This is a genomic window from Streptomyces sp. DSM 40750 (assembly GCF_024612035.1).
Classification (GTDB): Bacteria; Actinomycetota; Actinomycetes; order Streptomycetales; family Streptomycetaceae; genus Streptomyces.
In genome coordinates, this window is record NZ_CP102513.1 from 10762349 (window position 1) to 10777864 (window position 15516).

At 71.4% G+C, this 15516-nt stretch carries 13 protein-coding genes; 5 read left to right on the plus strand and 8 right to left on the minus strand.

All coding sequences use genetic code 11. The features are described 5' to 3' along the window. The first annotated feature begins 35 nt into the window (after positions 1-35). The 3 genes from JIX55_RS46970 (at position 36) to JIX55_RS46980 (ending at position 3334) form a co-directional block, all read left to right on the plus strand. Positions 36-1076 (plus strand): FecCD family ABC transporter permease, encoded by a 1041-nt coding sequence (locus tag JIX55_RS46970; RefSeq protein WP_257561782.1) that lies wholly within the window; start codon positions 36-38, stop codon positions 1074-1076. Between the two features lie 226 nt (positions 1077-1302). After that, entirely contained in the window at positions 1303-2403 is a 1101-nt protein-coding gene (locus tag JIX55_RS46975; protein WP_257561781.1) for a FecCD family ABC transporter permease, read from the plus strand. A 4-nt stretch (positions 2404-2407) separates the two neighbouring features. Next, a complete protein-coding gene (locus tag JIX55_RS46980; RefSeq protein WP_443046363.1) occupies positions 2408-3334 on the plus strand; it encodes an ABC transporter ATP-binding protein in 927 nt (308 codons plus the stop codon). A gap of 111 nt (positions 3335-3445) precedes the next feature. On the opposite strand, the gene JIX55_RS46985 is transcribed toward JIX55_RS46980, so the two are convergent. Beyond that, complete coding sequence (locus tag JIX55_RS46985; RefSeq protein ID WP_257561780.1) at positions 3446-4393, minus strand: methionyl-tRNA formyltransferase; 948 nt, start codon at positions 4391-4393, stop codon at positions 3446-3448. A gap of 121 nt (positions 4394-4514) precedes the next feature. Between JIX55_RS46985 and JIX55_RS46990 the strand changes: the two genes are divergently transcribed. Further along, complete coding sequence (locus tag JIX55_RS46990; protein ID WP_257561779.1) at positions 4515-5849, plus strand: lysine N(6)-hydroxylase/L-ornithine N(5)-oxygenase family protein; 1335 nt, start codon at positions 4515-4517, stop codon at positions 5847-5849. A gap of 122 nt (positions 5850-5971) precedes the next feature. Here the strand turns inward: JIX55_RS46990 and JIX55_RS46995 are convergent, their stop codons facing one another. Beyond that, on the minus strand, positions 5972-7255 hold the full coding sequence (locus tag JIX55_RS46995) for a streptophobe family protein (RefSeq protein WP_257561778.1): 1284 nt from the start codon (positions 7253-7255) through the stop codon (positions 5972-5974). 163 nt (positions 7256-7418) lie between these two features. Between JIX55_RS46995 and JIX55_RS47000 the strand changes: the two genes are divergently transcribed. Further along, positions 7419-8717 (plus strand): DUF6777 domain-containing protein, encoded by a 1299-nt coding sequence (locus JIX55_RS47000; RefSeq protein ID WP_257561777.1) that lies wholly within the window; start codon positions 7419-7421, stop codon positions 8715-8717. Positions 8718-8846: 129 nt separating this feature from the next. Here the strand turns inward: JIX55_RS47000 and JIX55_RS47005 are convergent, their stop codons facing one another. The 6 genes from JIX55_RS47005 to JIX55_RS47030 are packed head-to-tail and all read right to left on the minus strand — an operon-like array spanning position 8847 to position 15394. After that, entirely contained in the window at positions 8847-9695 is an 849-nt protein-coding gene (locus tag JIX55_RS47005) for an ABC transporter ATP-binding protein (RefSeq protein WP_257561776.1), read from the minus strand. After that, positions 9692-10681, minus strand: a complete 990-nt coding sequence (locus JIX55_RS47010) for an ABC transporter ATP-binding protein (protein ID WP_257561775.1) — start codon at positions 10679-10681, stop codon at positions 9692-9694. The genes JIX55_RS47005 and JIX55_RS47010 overlap by 4 nt, the downstream gene beginning before the upstream one ends. Then, positions 10681-11523 carry an ABC transporter permease gene (locus JIX55_RS47015; RefSeq protein ID WP_257561773.1) on the minus strand — a complete coding sequence of 281 codons (843 nt, stop codon included), beginning with the start codon at positions 11521-11523 and terminating at the stop codon, positions 10681-10683. Before JIX55_RS47015 ends, JIX55_RS47010 begins: the two co-directional genes overlap by 1 nt. Next, positions 11520-12473, minus strand: a complete 954-nt coding sequence (locus JIX55_RS47020; RefSeq protein ID WP_257561772.1) for an ABC transporter permease — start codon at positions 12471-12473, stop codon at positions 11520-11522. The genes JIX55_RS47015 and JIX55_RS47020 overlap by 4 nt, the downstream gene beginning before the upstream one ends. Positions 12474-12480: 7 nt before the next feature. Further along, positions 12481-14127, minus strand: a complete 1647-nt coding sequence (locus tag JIX55_RS47025) for an ABC transporter substrate-binding protein (RefSeq protein WP_257561771.1) — start codon at positions 14125-14127, stop codon at positions 12481-12483. Between the two features lie 55 nt (positions 14128-14182). Next, complete coding sequence (locus tag JIX55_RS47030) at positions 14183-15394, minus strand: C45 family autoproteolytic acyltransferase/hydolase (RefSeq protein WP_257561770.1); 1212 nt, start codon at positions 15392-15394, stop codon at positions 14183-14185. Positions 15395-15516: the final 122 nt, after the last annotated feature.

Consider the following 15516-nt stretch of genomic DNA (forward strand, 5'->3'; position numbering starts at 1 on the left):
AGTTAAGGCAAGCCTCATCAAAGGAAGTTGTGGACGTGGGGACCTCGACGGTCCGGGCGGCGAAAGGCCCCCGCGCGGTACTGCTGCTCGTGCTCTCGGGTGCGGCCCTGCTCTCGCTGTGCGCCCTGTCGATGGCGTTCGGCGCCCTGGGCGTCCCCCTCGACCAGGTCTGGCACACCCTGCTCGGCGACGCCCCGAACTCCCGCATCGACAGCGTCATCTGGTCCGTACGCCTGCCACGCACCGCCCTCGGCCTCGCCACCGGAGCCGCCCTCGGTCTGTCGGGCGCGCTAATGCAGGCGCTGACCCGCAATCCGCTCGCGGACCCGGGCATTCTCGGAGTCAGCGCGGGCGCGGCCTTCGCGGTCGTCCTGTCGGTCGGTGTGCTCGGTATCTCCTCCGTGTACGGGTACATCTGGTTCGCCTTCGGCGGCGCGTTCGTCGCCAGTGTCCTGGTGTACCTCCTCGGCGGTCTCGGGCGGTCCGGCTCCACGCCGGTCAAGCTCGCCCTCGCCGGTGTCGCCGTGACCTCCCTGCTGTTCTCGCTGACCAGCGCCATCGCGCTGACCGACCCGGACGCCCTCAACCGCTACCGCTTCTGGAACGCGGGCTCCCTCGCCAACCAGGACGAGGAAGTCCTCTTCCGTGTCCTGCCGTTCCTGGCCGTCGGCGCGCTCCTCGCCCTCGCCTGCGCACCGGCTCTCAACAGCCTCGCGCTCGGCGACGACGTCGCGAAGTCGCTCGGGCTCAAGCTCGGCCTGGTCCGCGTCCAGGGCGTCGTCGCCATCACCCTGCTCACCGGGGGAGCGGTCGCCGTCATCGGGCCCGTCGTCTTCGTCGGCCTGGTCGTCCCGCACATCGCCCGCGTCCTCGCCCAACTGGCCGGCATCGGCCCGGACCACCGCTGGCTGCTGCCCCTGTCCGCCGTCCTCGCCCCCTGCCTCCTCCTGGCCGCCGACATCGCCGGCCGGCTGATCGCCCGTCCGACCGAGGTCCAGGCCGGCATCCTCGTCGCCTTCATCGGCGGCCCCTTCTTCATCGCGCTGGTCCGCCGCCGCCGACTCGCGGAGCTGTGAACCATGACTTCTCGACCGTGGAGTTGCCGGCCCGTGACCTCCGTATCCGTGGAGCCCCCGCCCATGCGTATCCGTGGAGCCGCCCACCTGTGGCTTTCGCATCCGTGGAGCCGCCGGCCCGCGACGAACGAACGGTGTGGAGCCGTGAGCCGATGACGACCGAATCCGAAGAGGAACGCGCGGAGCTGTGCGCCGATGACGACCGAACGCGTGGAGCCGTGAGCATATGACGACCGAACTCGCTCCCGGACCAAGGGATTCCGCCTCTCCGCCCCCGAGCCGGACAGCCGCCCGGATCACCTTCCGGCTGCCCGCCCCGCCCGTCTCCGGCGTCGTACGCCCCCGGCTGCTCGCCGTCTGTCTGCTCCTCGCGGCCGCCGCCTTCCTGGCGTTCTCGGTGGAGACCTCCGTCGGGGACATCGACCTCCCGCTCACCGACGTCATGAAGGCCCTGGTCGGCACGGGCGACCCCGCCACCGAGCTGATCGTCCACGAACTGCGCCTGCCGCGCGCCCTGGCCGGGCTGCTCGTCGGCATCGCGTTCGGCATCTCCGGTGCCCTCCTCCAGACGGTCACTCTCAACCCGCTGGCCAGCCCCGACATGATGGGCATCACCCAGGGCGCCGGCACGGCGGTCGTCGCCGGGATCGTCCTCGGCTGGGACGGGGGCCTGAGCACCCAGGCGCTGGGCCTGCTCGGCGCGCTGGTCGCCGGGCTGCTGGTGTACGTCCTGGCCTGGAAGCGCGGTACGACCGGGTACCGGATCGTCCTGGTGGGCATCGGCATCGCCTGGATCTGCACCAGCGTCACCGACTACCTCATGGCCCGCGGCCAGCGGTTCCAGGCGCAGGCGGCCCTCGGCTGGCTCGTCGGCAACCTCAACGGCCGCACCTGGGAACAGATCGGCCCGCTCGCCCTCACCATGGCCGTGCTGGTGCCCCTGGCGATCCTGCTCGGCCGGCAGATCCGCACCCTGCAACTCGGGGACGACGTCGCCCGGGGCCTGGGCACCCGCGTCCAGGTCGTCCGGGTGGCCGTCCTGCTCATCGCCGTCGGACTGGTGGCCTTCGGCACGGCCACCGCCGGGCCGGTCGCCTTCGTGGCGCTCGCCGCGCCTCAGGTCGCCCAGCGCCTGGCCGGCACCCCGTTCCCACCGCCCGTCGCGGCGGGGCTCACGGGCGCCGTGATGGTGCTCGTGTCCGACCTCGCCGCCCGGAAGGTCGTCCCGGACACGGAACTCCCGGTCGGGGTCGTCACCGGTGTGCTCGGCGCACCCGTACTGCTGTGGCTGCTCATCCGCGCCAACCGCGCCGGTTCAGGAGGCTGAAGACGTGTCATCGAAGTACGAACCGGCCACGAAGCGGGACGGCCGCGTCGACGCTGGCGTCGGCAGTCGCACGGGCGACCGCACGGACGGTCCCGTCGACGGCCCCGACCTGCGCGCCGAGGGCCTGCGCCTGGCCTACGACGACCGGATCGTCGTCGAGGACCTCGACCTGGTGATCCCCACCGGCCGCGTCACCGCCATCGTCGGCGCCAACGCCTGCGGAAAGTCCACCCTGCTGCGCGCGCTGGCCCGGCTGCTGACCCCCAAGGCGGGCGCCGTCCACCTCGACGGCCGCTCGGTGCACTCCATCCCGACCCGCACCCTCGCCCAGAAGCTCGGCATCCTCCCGCAGACGCCCGTCGCGCCCGAGGGGCTGACCGTCATCGACCTGGTGGGGCGCGGCCGTTCACCGCATCAGACGTGGTGGCGGCAGTGGTCGGAGAGCGACGAGGAGGCCGTGCACGAGGCGCTCAGAGCCACCGCCATGACCGATCTCGCCCACCGGCCCGTCGACGAACTCTCCGGCGGACAGCGCCAGCGCGCCTGGATCGCCATGGCCGTCGCCCAGGGCACCCCGGTGATGCTTCTCGACGAGCCGACGACGTATCTCGACCTCGCCCACCAGATCGATGTCCTCGACCTGGTCACCGATCTCAACCGGCACCAGGGCCGCACCGTCGTCATGGTGCTGCACGACCTCAACCAGGCCTGCCGCTACGCCGACCACATCATCGCCATGAAGAACGGGCGCATCGCGGGCGAGGGCGCCCCCGCCGACGTCATCACCGCCGCGATGGTCGAGGACGTCTTCGGACTGCGCTGTGTCGTCGGCGAGGACCCCGTCAGCCGCACGCCCATGGTCATCCCGATGGGCCGCCACCACGAGGGCACGGAGTCCGCCGCGGTGCCCGTGTCGGGCACCACCGGCTGACACGAAGCCGGGGGTGCCCCAGGGGGTGGTGTGAGAGTCCCTCACGGGCCCGCGACGGTCACGGGCCCGCGACGGTCACGGGCCCGGAGGCGATCACGGGCCCGGAGGCGATCACGGACGGGACGTCAGATATCCGCCCATCGTGCGGAAGTAGTCCGTCGCCGCGTACTCCGTGCCGTCCTCCGTCCGTACCCGCTTCACCACGAGCCCCGGCAGCCGCCCGGAGCGCGCCTCGGCGCCGGCGACGATGACGACGCCGTCGCCCTCGTGGATGAAGATCCGTCCCGGCGTACCGCCGTAGCGTCCCTCGGAGACGGCGGCCGAGATGATGCGGATGCGCTCGCCGCGGTGGTGGGTGAACGCGTTGGGATACGGGTCGGACTGGGCCCGTACGAACCGCTCCAGGTCCTCTGCGGGCCAGGTCCAGTCGATGCGGCTGTCCTCCAGGGACCGCTTGTGGAAGAAACTCGACCGGGAGCGGTCCTGGGGCGTCCACACCGCCTTGCCGGAGGCGATGAGTTCGAGCGAGTCGGTGACGAGCGGGCCGATCAGGTCGACCGTGCGGTGGAACAGGTCCGTGGCTGTGTCGTGCGGCCCGACCGGCACCGAGCGCTGCAACAGGACGTCGCCCATGTCGAGTTCGGCGTCCATACGGTGGGCGGTGACACCCACCTCCTTCTCACCGTTGATCAGGGCCCAGATGAGAGGGGAGAAACCCGCGTAGGTCGGGAGCAGCGAGTCGTGGATGTTGAGCGTGCCGTGCGGCGGCAGGTCGAAGATCTCGGGCGGCAGCCAGGTGCGCCAGTTGTTCGCCACGATGAGATCCGGATCGACCTCCTTGAGCGTGCGCAGGAGTTCGTCGTCGTCCGGCCGGTTGCGCAACAGCACCGGCACACCGTGCTGTTCGGCGAGATCGGCGACCGAGTCGCTCCAGATCTTTTCGTACGCGTGGTCGCTCTTCGGATGGGTGACAGCCAGTACCACCTCGTGTCCGGAGTCCAGCAGAGCCTGCAGCGTTCGGTGTCCCCAGGTCTGGTACCCGAACATGACGACCCGCATATGAGCCCTCCTCAGCCGTTGCTAGGTAAGGCTTACCTTATCTAACATGTGTCTGCTTGGGGGAGGCTGTGCTCCAGCTTGGGACAACCTATGACCCCCGCTTATGGGAGGCGATGACGCGGTGACGACGCTGCAGACCGGGCCGGATTCCATCTATGACGTACTGGGTATCGGATTCGGGCCATCGAATCTCGCACTCGCCATCGCGCTCCACGAACACTCCGTCAACTCCGTTGCGGGGGAGGGGCTTCGGGTCGGTTTCCTGGAGAGGCAACCCCGGTTCGGATGGCACCGCGGCATGCTCATCGACGACGCCACGATGCAAGTGTCCTTCCTGAAGGACCTGGTGACGATGCGTGACCCCACCAGCGACTTCAGCTTCCTGTGCTACCTGCGCGACCGGGGCCGGCTCGTCGACTTCCTCAACCTCAAGACCCTCTTCCCGCTGCGCATCGAGTTCCACGACTACTTCGAATGGGCCGCCGCCCGCGTGGCGCACCTCGTCGAGTACTCCGCCGAGGTCGTCTCCGTGCGCCCCGTCACCCGGGACGGCGAGATCCGCTACTTCGACGTCACCAGCCGCGACCCCGGCGATCCGGAACAGTTCATTGTCCGCCGCGCCCGCAGCATCTGCGTGGCCACCGGCCTCGAACCGCACCTCCCGCCCGGCGCCGCACTGTCCGAACAGGTCTGGCACACCAGCCAGTTGCTGCACCGCGTCGACCAGGTCCGGCGCTCCGGGCAGCCGGTACGCCGCGCCGTCGTCCTCGGCGCCGGCCAGAGCGCGGCGGAGGCCGTGGACTACCTCCACCGCAACTTCCCCGAAGCCGAGATCTGCTCCGTCTTCGCCAAGTACGGCTACACACCCGCCGACGACAGCCCCTTCGCCAACAAGATCTTCGACCCCGAGGCCGTCGACCTGTACTACGACGCGCCCCGCGAGGTGAAACAGTCGCTCTTCGACTACCACCGCAGCACCAACTACTCCGTCGTGGACATGGACTTGATCGAGTCCCTGTCCCGGGCCATGTACCAGGAGAAGGTCCAGGGCCGGGAGCGGCTGCGGATGATGAACGTCTCCCGGCTGCGCGAGGTGGAGGCGGGCGCGGACGACGTCAAGGTGACCGTGGAGTTCCTGCCGACGGGGGAGCGCGAGATCCTCTCCTCCGACCTCCTCGTCTACGCCACCGGCTACCAACCCCAGGGCCTCGGCGACAACCTGGGGGAGATCGGCAAACTCTGCCTGCGCGACGACGAGGACGCGCTCCGGGTCGGCCGCGACCACCGGGTGGCGACCGCGCCCAATGTCTCGGCCGACATCTATCTCCAGGGCGGTACCGAACACACCCACGGCCTCACTTCGACCCTGCTGTCCACCACCGCCGTACGCGCCGGGGAGATCTGTGCCTCTCTCCTCGCCCGCCGCGCGGCGGGCCTGACGCCATTGGAGGGGTGAGGGACGGCGCCTGGTCGCCGTTTGGGGACTTGCCCCTTCGGGATGGACACCGACGTTCGGCTCTCCGGGGACCAACCGAGCGGCCGACATCCGGGGCGGGCGCCGCACAGCGCCCGCCCCACCTACCGGCGGTCGGCGTCCGCGCCGACCGCACCCCGCCGCCGCACCCCCTTCGCCAGCGCCCCGCCCAGGAACCCGGTCACCAGCCCCCACAGCACGGCGAGCCCCAGCGCGGCCCACAGCCGGGCTCGCAGGAACAGCTCACCGCCCAGGTCGCCGCCGAGGTCGCCGATGCCGAGTACCGACAGTCCGTAGTGGGCGGAGACGCGGGCGACGAGGCAGATCATCAGGACGGTGAGCGCGAGGGCGGCCGCCATGTGCACAGCGTGCTGCCACAGCCGTACCCGGGCCGGGGAGCGGGCCGCCATCACGAACGCGGCGACGATCAGCAGCACGGCGTTGACGACCACGAGCCACCACACCCTGCCGTCGTACTCCGCGAGAGAGTTCAAGTTCAACGTGGAGACGTCGGGCCCGCGCATCACCTCGTCCAGCAGCTTCGGCATCGGCAGCCCGAAGGGCCCCTCGACCTGGCTGTCCCAGGTGGCGCCCAGACCGATTGTGAAGGTCAGCCACACCACGTTCGGCAGGCCCAGCAGGATCACCGCGGCAGTCTCGGCGGCATGCCCACGGGTCAGCGCCACGACCACGCCGATCACCAGCCCGAGACCGACGTAGGCCAGCAGCAGGCCGACCATCGCGTACGCGGCCGGCCGTACCGACTCCTGGAACCGCAGCAGCCGCGCCGGAAGCGCCGCCCCGGGAGACACCAGCAACGCCAGGACGAGGACCCCGGCCAGCCACAGCAGTCCGAAGAACAAGGTCGGTGCCATGGCCGTCTCGAACCCCACATCGGCGGAGGCGCCGAAGAGGTCGCCCACGTCGCCGAGCGAGATGTCGAAGGTCTGCCGGGCCGCGAGCGCGAGGCCGATCAGCGCCGCCAGCCACAGGACGGCGATGCGGGCGGCCCAGCCCGCGAGTTCGGTCGCCCCCGCGACCGCCCGGTGGCGCAGGGGCCGCAGGAACCCGGCGGCGATCACCAGCGCGCCGACCAGGGTCACCGACAGCGGGATCACGGTCAGGCCCGCCTGGGTCTCGGCGATGGATCCGGCGCCGCCGGAGAGCTCGATCGTGCCACCGACCGCCGTCACGACGGTGGCCGCCACGACCCGTGGGAAGGCGTTGTCGGGCAGATCCGCCGCACCCGCCGCCCACAGCCCGAGGGATGCCGTCACGATCATCGCGATCAGCCCGGCCAGGACCGTTCCGAGGGCCTGGAGCCAGCCATGGCGGGCGGCCACCCGCTCGGGCACCGTTCGCTGAGGACGCAGGGTCTGGGGACTCACTCTTGCCACGCTAAGCACGGCGGAGGCACTCCGCGCGCCGGGAGGGCCGAGTCCCCTCGGCTTGCGGGCGGCACGGAGCCAGAGCACACAATGGGCCTGTTGTGGAAGAAAACGGCCCCAAATATGTGAATCGCCGCAGAATCCCTACGGCGGGAGAAGACCCGTGAGCGTCGAAGAACCGTCCTCCGGCCGCCCGGCCGGACCGCCCTCCGGCCCGCTGTCCGGGCCGTCGCAACCCAGCTCCACCCCGCCCGGCCCGACGCGGCCGAGCGGTCAGGTGCCACCGGAACCGCCGAGCGACGACTCGGGCCGGGGAGGACCCGGTGGCCCAGGTGGGCCCGGCGGAGGCTCCGGCGACTCCGGGCAGGGGCCCGGCAGCCCCGGTCATCCGTGGTGGCGGTCCGCTCCCCGTATCGCCCTCATGGTCACCGCGGCCGTCGTCGCCGTGGTCCTGATCATCGTCCTCACCCGCTCGGACGACTCGGGGGGCTCGGCCGACGGCGAGGTCTTCCTCCAGGCCGCGGGCAAGACCGGCCCCGACCCGTTCACCGAGTCGACGGCGACGGACAGTTCCACCCCGCCCGAGGCCCCCACGGCGACACCGAGCAGGTCGGAACCCGCCAACGTGACACGTGCCGTGGACGGTTCGGCCCCCGGCCTCTACGGCGGCACCCGCAACAAGGCCAGCTGCGACGTCGAGAAGCAGATCAAGGCGCTCCAGGCGAACCCCGCCAAGAACAACGCGTTCGCCGCCGTACTCGGCATCAAGTCCTCCGACGTACCGGCGTATCTGCGCTCGCTCACCCCGGTGCAGCTCCGCAGGGACACCCGCGTCACCAACCACGGCTACCGCGACGGCGCCGCCACCAGCTACCAGGCCGTCCTCCAGGCCGGTACCGCCGTCCTCGTCGACGACCGAGGGGAGCCCCGGGTGCGCTGCGCCTGCGGCAACCCGCTGAAGCAGCCGGTCGCGCTGAAGACCACGCCCGAGCCGAAGGGCGACTCCTGGCCCTCGTACCGGCCGCAGAGCGTCGTGGTCATCGAGCGCTCGACGGTGATCATCAACGTGTTCATCCTCTACGACCCCGACCAGGACGACTGGTTCAGCCGCCCCTCCGGCGACACGGGCGAGAAGGACAAGAAGACCACCCCGCCCGTCAACCAGCCCTCCCCGTCGGTGTCGACGACGTTCTCCGAGGAACCGCCCTCCGAGTCGCCCGAGCCGTGCCCCTCGACTCCGAACGGCGCCCCGGACGCGGACGCCGACAAGCGCGCGAGCGCGTGCCCCTCGTCGTCCTTGGTGACCCCGTCCACCTCCGCCCCGTCGGAGTCGGAGACCTCCGAGCCCGCGACGGAGTCGGAGAGCCCCAAGACGGCCGACTCGCCGCCGGACGACACCACCACGACCGAGTCGGCGCCCCTCTCCAGCGTCCCTGAGTCGATCGGGACCCCGAGCTCCTGACCGCAGATGCGGCCGGAGTCCCCGCGACTCACGCGTCGATCGCCGCCCCGAACAGCGCGAACAAGGGGTGTAGGGGAGTTCACAGAAACCACAGCCGCTGCTTCGGCGCCCGCCGGCCGCCCTCCGCATCTACCCGGCGAGCGCCGCCCGTGCCGCGACCGCGTCGTCCGGGTCCCAGCCCTCCCTGGGTACGGCGGCCAGCAGCAACCGCGTGTACGGGTCGGCCGGTTCGCCGAGCACCCGCCGTGTCGGACCCTGCTCGACGACCTGCCCGCCGTGCATGACCAGCACCTCGTCGGTGATGTGCTGGACCACGGCTAGGTCATGGCTGACGAAGACCAGGGCGACACCGGTGTCGCGGCGGATCTCGTCCAGCAGGTGGAGGATCTGCGCCTGGATCGACACGTCCAGCGCGGCGACCGCCTCGTCCAGGACCAGCACCCGGGGGCGCACGGCGAGGGCCCGGGCGATGGCGAGCCGTTGCCGCTGCCCGCCGGACAGCTGCCGGGGCCGCGCGTCGGACTCCCGCGCGCCGAGCCCGACCTGGTCCAGCAGCTCGGCGGCCAGGTGCTCGTCCCGGCCGTGCAGACGCAGCGCGGTGCGCAGACACTGATCCGCCGTCAGCCTCGGGTCGAGCGAGATGTACGGGTCCTGGAAGACCATCTGGATCTCCCGGGCCCGGGCCAGCCGGTCCTCCCGGCGCCGTGGGGCGCGGGCTTCCCGTGCGCGGCCGTCGACCGCGACCGTGCCCGAGTCGGGGCGCACGAGCCCGACGAGCATCCGGGCCACGGTCGTCTTGCCCGAACCGGACTCCCCGACGATGCCGAGGGAGCCGCCACGGGCCACGGTGAACGACACCGCCTCGGCGGCGGTGAGGCGGCCGCGCCCCGGCAGGGGATACGTCTTGCACAACTGGTCGACGACGAGCAGGGCGCCGTCGCCGGTGGCTGGGGGCGGGGTCCTGGAGGTGTCGGTCATGACGTGGTGGTCCTTTCCGCCGAGGCCGCCGAGGCCGCCGAGGCCGCCGGGACGGACACGGCGGCGGCCGGTACACGCCGGCAGGCCGCCGTCCCACCGTCCGGCAGCGACACCGCCTCCGGGAGCCAGTTCTCGCAGTCGGGCTGGGCGTCCGGGCAGCGGGGCGCGAACGGGCAGCCGGGGAAGGAGTCGCCGAGGGACGGTGGGCGGCCCGGAATCGGCAGGAGGGTGCGTGGCGTCTCGCCGAGGGTCGGTGAGCAGGAGAGCAGGCCGCGTGTGTAGGGGTGGGCGGGATCGGCGAAGAGGGCCGCCGCGGTGCGCTCTTCGACGACCCGGCCCGCGTACATGACGTAGACACGGTCGCAGTACGCGGCGGCGAGGTGCAGGTCGTGGGTGATGAAGAGGAGTCCGGCACCGGTCTCGGCGCGCAGGACGCGCAGTTGGGCGAGGATCTCGGCCTGGGTGGTGACGTCGAGCGCGCTGGTCGCCTCGTCGGCCAGCAGCAGCCGGGGCCGCGCGGCGAGCGCTCCGGCGATGACGACACGCTGGAGCATGCCGCCGGAGAGTTCGTGCGGGCGCTGCCGCAGCCGGCGTTCCGGGTCGGGAAGACCCACGGCCGCGAGGAGTTCGGTGGCCGCCTTCCGGTCCGCTCCGCGCTCGCGGAGGAAGTCACCGATGCGGCGTACGGGGTTGAGGGCGGCCCGCGGATCCTGGTGGATCATCGCCACGGTGCGGGCCCGGTGGCGGCGAAGTTCCTCGCCGGTGAGGGAGAGGACGTCCGCGTCGCCCACCCGTAGCGTGCCGGAGACGCCCGCCCCGCCCGGCAGCAGACCGAGCGCGGCCTTCGCCGTCGTCGACTTGCCGGAGCCGGACTCGCCGACCAGGCCGACGACCTCACCCGGGGTGACCCGCAGGGAGACGTCGTCGAGGACCGGACGGGCGGCACCCGGGATCCCGACCGTCAGATGATCGATGGTGAGCAGCATCAGCCCTGCCTTCCGAGCCGGTCGGCCGCCCAGACGCCGACCACGTTGAACGACACGACGACCACGGCGATGGCCGTGCCCGGGACGAGAGCGGGCAGCAACGCGCCCTGGACGACGGCCGCCTGCCCCTCCTGCACCATCAACCCCCAGTCGGAGCTGGGCGGTTGAGCGCCGAAGCCGAGGTAGGAGAGGGTGGCCAGCGACATCAGGGCCTCCCCGAAGAGCACCACCAGATAACCGGTCACCGCCCGGCCGAGGTTCGGCACCAGGTGGAACGCGCAGATCCGGGCACCGCCCATGCCCTGCACCCGGTAGGCGTCCACATACGGCTTGCGGGCCTCGGAGAGGGCGACTGAGCGGGTGTACTTGGCGACGGTCGGCGTGTACGCGAGCCCGAGGGCCAGCACGGACGTGGTCATGCCGGCGCCGAAGACCGCGATGATCAGGACGGTGAACAGCAGCCCGGGGAAGGCGTACATGACGTCCGTGAGCCGGGAGACGAACGTGTCGACCCAGCCGCCGCGCCATGCGGCGAGCACCCCGAGGGTGACGCCGAGCAGCGCGGCCACCGCGAGCAGCAGCAGCGGAGCGATCAGGCTGGTGCGGGCGCCGTACAGGACGCGCGAGAGCAGGTCCTGCCCGGAGGCGTCGGTGCCCAGGAGGTGGTCGCCGCTGGTCCCGGCGAGCGACGCGGACAGGTCGATCGCGTCGGGCGCGTACGGCGCGAGCAGCGGAGCCAGCGCGGCGGCCAGGACGACCAGGGCCAGGAATCCGGCGGCGACCGTGACGCCGACGGGGCGGCGGGACCGTAGCCCGACCGGGGTGAGGGTGAGCGTGGTCATGTGGTGCGGGCCTCCTCGCGGACGCGCGGATCGAGGAGCGGATGAACCAGGTCCACGACGGTGGTGACGGCGATGTAACCGGTGACCATCAGCAGCAGAACGGCCTGCGCCACCGGGAAGTCATGGGTGTTGATCGCGCCGACGAGCAGCGAGCCGATACCGCTCATGCCGAACGCGGTCTCCACGACGACCGTCCCGGCGAGCATCCCCGCCATGACCAGCCCGCACATGGTGACGATCGGGCCGAGCGCGTTGCGCAGCACATGGCGGCGGACGATCTCCCGTTCCGGGATGCCGGAGGCACGGGCCGCCTCGACGTGGTCGGAGGCGGCGGCCTCCGCCATGGCCTGCCGGGTGACCCGGCTGATCAGCGCGAGCGCGCCGAGCGCCAACGACAGGGCGGGCAGCGTCAGATGGTGCACGGTGCCGGCGAAACCGTTGCCGCTGCCCGTCACCGGGAACCAGCCCAGCTGCACCCCGAACACCGACACGAGCGCGATCGCGGCGACGAACGACGGCACCGACGCGGCGAGCGTCGTCCCGCCCACGACCGCCGAGTCCACCCACGTCGACTGCTTCACCGCCGCCAGGACGCCCGCGCCCACCCCGAGCACGACGAACAGCAGCGTCGCGTAGGCGACCAGCGCCAGCGTCGTCGGCAGGCGGGCCGCGAGCAGGTCGGACACCTGGTCGCTGTACTTGAAGGAGCGGCCGAGGTCGAGATGCAGGCAGTCCCACAGCCAGCGGCCGTACTGCACGACCAGCGGCTCGTCGAGGTGGTACTGGGCGCGGACGGCCGCGAGCCGCTCGGGGGTGAGCTTGTCGCGGCCGCCGGCCAGGAAGACGGCGGGATCGCCGGGCGCCGCGTACACGGCGGCGAAGATGACGAACGAGGCGGCGAAGAGCGTGGCCAGGAATCCGGCCAGCAGCCGCGCCAGACGGACGGGCATCGCGCACTCAGCCCTTCTTGGCGCCGAGCCCGGCCGCCCACGGGTAGTAGAGGTACGCCTGCGAGGCGGGCGCCCCGGTCAACTCGTCGTCGAGCACCAGCACCGAGGGCACCTGCGCCACGGGGATCCACACGGCGGCGTCCGCGAACAGCTTCTGCACATCGATGGCGAGGGTCGCCCGCTCGTCGTCGTCGAGGGTGCCCAGCGCCTGGCGCACCTTCTCGTCGTACGTGGCGTCCTTGAAGCCGACCCAGTTGTTGGAAGAGTCGGACAGGCCGTTGTCGTAGAAGCCCATCGGGTCGGACTTGGAGATGTACCAGTCCGCGACCAGCACATCGATCTCGGCACGGGCCTGCGGATCGCTGTAGAACTCCTCGAACTGTGCGGTGGGCACCGTCTTGATCGTGCCCTTGAGCCCGATCCGCTGGAGCGCGGCCCGTACGGCGTTGGCGACGACCGTGCGGCCCTGGGTGGCGTCCGTGCCGATGACGATCGGCTCGGTGGGCGCCCCCGCCTCCTTGATCAGCCGTTTGGCCTCGGCGATGTCGTCGGCGTCGGGCGAGGCGGGCGAGGTGGCCGCCAACTCCTTCTGTGCGGCGGTGAACTCGGTCTTCGCATAGCCCCAGGAACCGGAGCCCACGGGGCTGGCCCAGGGCTCGACGAACCCGCCGTAGCCGGACTTGGCGATACCCGCCCGGTCGAGCGCCAGCGACAGCGCCTTGCGGATCTTCGGGTCCTTGAGCCCGCCCCGCTCGGTAGGGATGAGATCGAGGGTCGCGGTGGAGAGGCCGTAGTACTGGGTGAGTCCCTTGACGCCGCGCAGGGCGGAGGCGGTGTTCGGCGACTCGGCGAACGTGCCGTCGGCGGCACCGGTCTTCAGCGCGTTGACCAGGGCGCTGTCGGCCGCCCAGCGGAAGACGACCTCCTGGGTGAGCGGCTTCTCTCCCCAGTAGCCGTCGTAGGCCCGGATGGTGATCGAGTCACCGGACTTCCAGCCCGTCAGCGCGTACGGGCCCGAGCAGGCGTCGGTCTGGCCCGGGGTGCCGAAGTCCTCGCCGGCCTTCTCCACCTGCTCCTTGTTCCAGACGATGCCGGCGTCGCCGGCGAGCGCCTTGGTGAACAGGGCGTCGGGCTTCTTGAAGCGGATGGTGATCTCGTCGGCGCCGGTCTTCTCCATGGAGGCGACGTTGGGGAACTCGTCGCTCTGCTCCATGTCCGGGTCGGCGTGCCGCTTCAGACTCCAGAGCACGTCGTCGGCGGTGAGCGCGGAGCCGTCGTGGAAGGTGACGCCGTCCCGCACGGTCAGGACGAGCGTCCTGTCGTCGGGCGTGGCGGCCTTCTCGGCGAGGAAGGGCTTGATCGTCATGTCGGGCTGCAGCTGGTAGAGCCGCTCGCAGACGTTGGTGAGGACGACACGGCCGGCGCTGGTGCCCTGTGTGTCGAGGTCCAGGGAATCGGGTTCGTCCTCCAGCAGCCAGTTCACCTTCGCCACCGCGCCCTGGGCGGCGGGCGTGGTGGCGGTGAGCTTCAGCTTCGCGGCGTCGGCCGGTGCGCCGCCGGTGGCGGCCGTGTCGGCGCCGCTGCAACCGACGGTCGTGAGCAGACCCGCGGCGGCCAGCCCGGCGGTCACCGCTCTCCGCTTGTACGTTGTCATCGTCCCTGTCATCGTCATCTGCATCGTCATCGCCATCGGATGAACTCCTGTGCTCTCAGCTGGGACAGTCGGTGGAGGGGGCGCCGTGCGGGCCGTCGTAGAGGTTCCACGGCAGGTGTTGGTAGTCGCGGTCGCAGGGGGTGCCCGCGGTCACGTGGTAGTCGCCGCTGGTCAGGTCCACGCAGGAGGAGACCAGCGTGGTCCAGTGCTCCACGACGGGCCGGCGCGGATCGGGGTGGGTGCACAACGACTCGGGCAGTCCGAGGTGGTCGGACATGGCCTGCTTGATCAGCTTGCGGGACTCGTCGGGCCCGGTGGACCCGCGCAGCGCCTGCAGACCCTGCTCGGCGCGGGGTACGCGCACCAGCGAGTCCGAGGACAACGGGCGGTAGTCGGCGGCGATGGCCGCGGGGACCCCCGCCTGGTAGTGGTTGCCGTGCACCAGGAGCCCGTCCCGCGCGTGCATCCAGCCGTGCCCGGCGGGCGTGGTCTCCAGATCGATGGCGAAGCCCTCACGGCAGGTCAGCAGCGCGTTGGAGGCGATGTGCGCCCGGGTGCGGCACAGCACGTCCAGCGCGTCCGTGATACTCGCCTGGTCCAGGACGCTGCGGCGGACCACGGTCTGCGGCAGGCCGACGCTGTCGTCGAACCGTCCGCCCAGACCGTTGGCGTTGAGCGCGATGCCCGCCGAGTTGGCGCCCTGGCGGCCGACCTGCCCGGCCTCGACCTGCATGATCAGCGTCGGCGCGGGGGGCTGCACGATCCGCAGCATGACGACCGTGTCGCCCACACCCGCCCGCCAGTCCCAGTTCTGCCCGGCCCACACATGACCGTCGCCGCTGGCCGGCCCGTACAGGGCGAACGAGGTGCAGCCCTCGACCCGCTCCTCGGCGACCGTCTCCTCCGACGCGGACTCGGACACCATCGTCGCGAACGACTGGTCGTAGAGGACCTCGCCACGGGCGTTGAGCGCCAGCACGTCCAGGAGCGTCACGCCCGCCCCGTCGGCGATGCCCCGCATCTCCTCCAACAGCTGGGGTGCGTACGCGTCCACCGGTTCCTGCCAGCGGGACGCGCGGGCGGTGACCTGGTCCCAGGTCAGCCCGGCGGCGTGACCGAAGGCCTCCTCGTAGTAGGCGAGCGCCGCGTGCAGTTGGGGCCGCACGGCCTCGCCGTACTGCCGCCCGCGCTCCAGGGGAGCGCCGGAGATCTCGACCAGGGGGAGGGAGCGGGATGAGGGGGCTGCCGGGGCAGAGGGGGATGCCATTCTTCTCCTCGCGACGGAGAGCTGCCCGTACCCCCGACGTGCTGTAACGTCGGTTACGAGAATCTCTCCTCTTGGAATGCGTTGTCCAGGAGAGTAACGGCCGTCACAAGGAAGTCAATGTC